The organism is Streptomyces sp. NPDC054841, assembly GCF_053611045.1.
The window spans coordinates 1-1,878 of the sequence record NZ_JBSGZO010000843.1 but is presented as its reverse complement, the minus strand read 5'-3'; the positions used below and the strand labels follow the sequence as shown (position 1 = coordinate 1,878).

General features: G+C 74.9%; 2 protein-coding genes and 1 pseudogene. All 3 read right to left on the bottom strand.

Going from position 1 to position 1,878, the window contains the following annotated elements:
• Window positions 1-83 precede the first annotated feature (83 nt).
• A complete protein-coding gene (gene eda, locus ACWGI8_RS43795) occupies window positions 84-701 on the bottom strand; it encodes a bifunctional 4-hydroxy-2-oxoglutarate aldolase/2-dehydro-3-deoxy-phosphogluconate aldolase (protein WP_453669142.1) in 618 nt (205 codons plus the stop codon).
• A gap of 82 nt (window positions 702-783) precedes the next feature.
• Entirely contained in the window at window positions 784-1,584 is an 801-nt protein-coding gene (gene yaaA, locus ACWGI8_RS43790) for a peroxide stress protein YaaA (RefSeq protein WP_453669140.1), read from the bottom strand.
• Window positions 1,553-1,878 (bottom strand): annotated as a pseudogene (locus tag ACWGI8_RS43785) (hypothetical protein); the annotation flags it as partial. The pseudogene ACWGI8_RS43785 and the gene yaaA, both read right to left, overlap by 32 nt.

The following is a 1,878-nucleotide window of genomic DNA, read 5'->3' as shown; positions in this document are numbered from 1 at the left end:
GCCCCCAGTTTCGGGAAGGGGCGGGGTGGGGAAAACGCACCGCCTTCGCCCGGAGGGGGCTGGGGCTCAGCCCCAGTGGGGGATCAGGAGCGCAAGGACGACGCCTCGCGGGCGAGGGCCTCCACACGCGACCAGTCCCGCGCCGCGACCGCGTCCCCCGGCAGCATCCACGTGCCGCCCACACACCCCACGTTCGGCAGCGCCAGATACGCCGGCGCCGACGCGAGCGAGACACCGCCGGTCGGGCAGAAGCGGGCCCGGGGCAGTGGCCCCGCAAGGGACTTGAGGTAGGCGATGCCGCCCGCCGCCTCCGCGGGGAAGAACTTCATCTCGTGCACTCCGCGCTCCAGCAGCGCCACGACCTCCGACGTCGTCGACACCCCCGGCAGGAACGGCAGGCCGGACGACTTCATCGCGTCCAGCAGCGCATCGGTCCAGCCGGGGCTGACGAGAAAGCGCGCCCCCGCGGCCACCGCGTCGGTCACGCCCCGCCGCGAGATGACAGTGCCCGCGCCGACCACCGCGTCCGGTACCGCGTCCGCGATCGCGCGGATCGCGTCGAGCGCGGCAGGCGTGCGCAGGGTCACCTCGATCGCCGGCAGGCCGCCCGCGACGAGGGCCCGCGCGAGCGGTACGGCGTCGGTGGCGTCGTCGAGGACGACGACGGGGACGACGGGGGCGAGGTCGAGCACGGAGGGCATGCCGTCATCCTGCCCAAGCCAATCGCCCTGCGCAACGAGCGTTGCACCCTGTGCAACGCTGCTCGGTGAGTCCTGGTCGCGCTCAGTGGATCTCGGTCACCACCACGTCGAGCGACCACGCCTTCCCGGCCCTCGCCGGAGCCTGCGCCTCCACCGTGTATCCGAGGTCCCGCAGCGCCTCCACCAGCTCACCCGGCCCCTTCGGCGCCGCCCCCGCCTCCAGCAGGCTGCGGACCATCCGGCCCTTCGTCGCCTTGTTGAAGTGGGAGACGACCGAACGCTTCTCGACGCCGTTGACGATCTGCGAGTGGAGCACCCGCACGGTCGCCGTGCGGTCCGCTACCTCGCCCTTCGGGCGCCATGCCGACGCGTACGCCGAGGACCGGAGGTCCAGGACGAGCCCGTCCCCGGCCGCCTCGGGCAGCGCCGACGCCATCGGCGTGCGCCAGTACGCGCCGAGCGCCCCGAGCCCCGGCAGCTTCACACCCATCGAGCAGCGGTACGACGGGATCCGGTCGTCGACGCGGACCGCGCCCCACAGTCCGGAGAAGACCAGCAGCGACCGCCGCGCCCGCTTGCGGGCCGCCGCGTCGAGCGTGGCCAGCCCCAGCGCGTCGTACAGGACCCCGGTGTAGATCTCCCCGGCCGGACGCGCCCCGGCGGTCCGCAGCTCCGCGTTCTTCGCGAGCTCGCCGCTGAGCCCCTCGCTCAGCCCGAGCACCTCACGGGCCTTCTCCTCGTCCCCCAGGCACAGCTCGACGAGTTCGTCGAGCACCGCTGCCCGCGCCCCGGCCAGCCCGGGAAGCGAGAGCGACTCCGGCTTGAGCGGCGCCCCGCGTCCGGAAGCGGCTTTACCTTCCGACGGCGGCAACAGCACGAGCACGGCGGTTCTCCTCTACGTACGTACGGAACAGGGGGTGCGGCCCCCGCGCCAGGGTAGTCGGGCCGACGGCCCCGCCCCGCCGCTGTCCACCGGGTCGCCGGGCCCGGGGGTGCGCGGGCGGGGGCCCGGCCGCCCCGGGGTTGCGGGCGCAGGGGCCCGCCCGGCCCGGGTCGCCGCCCCGTTCCGCCCGCCATACGCTCGGCACATGCCCCGCCGCCATCTGCACGTGACCTGCGCAGTCGAGGCTCCGCTCGCCGCCGCCCTGCGTGCGCTGCGTACGGCGCTCGACGTACC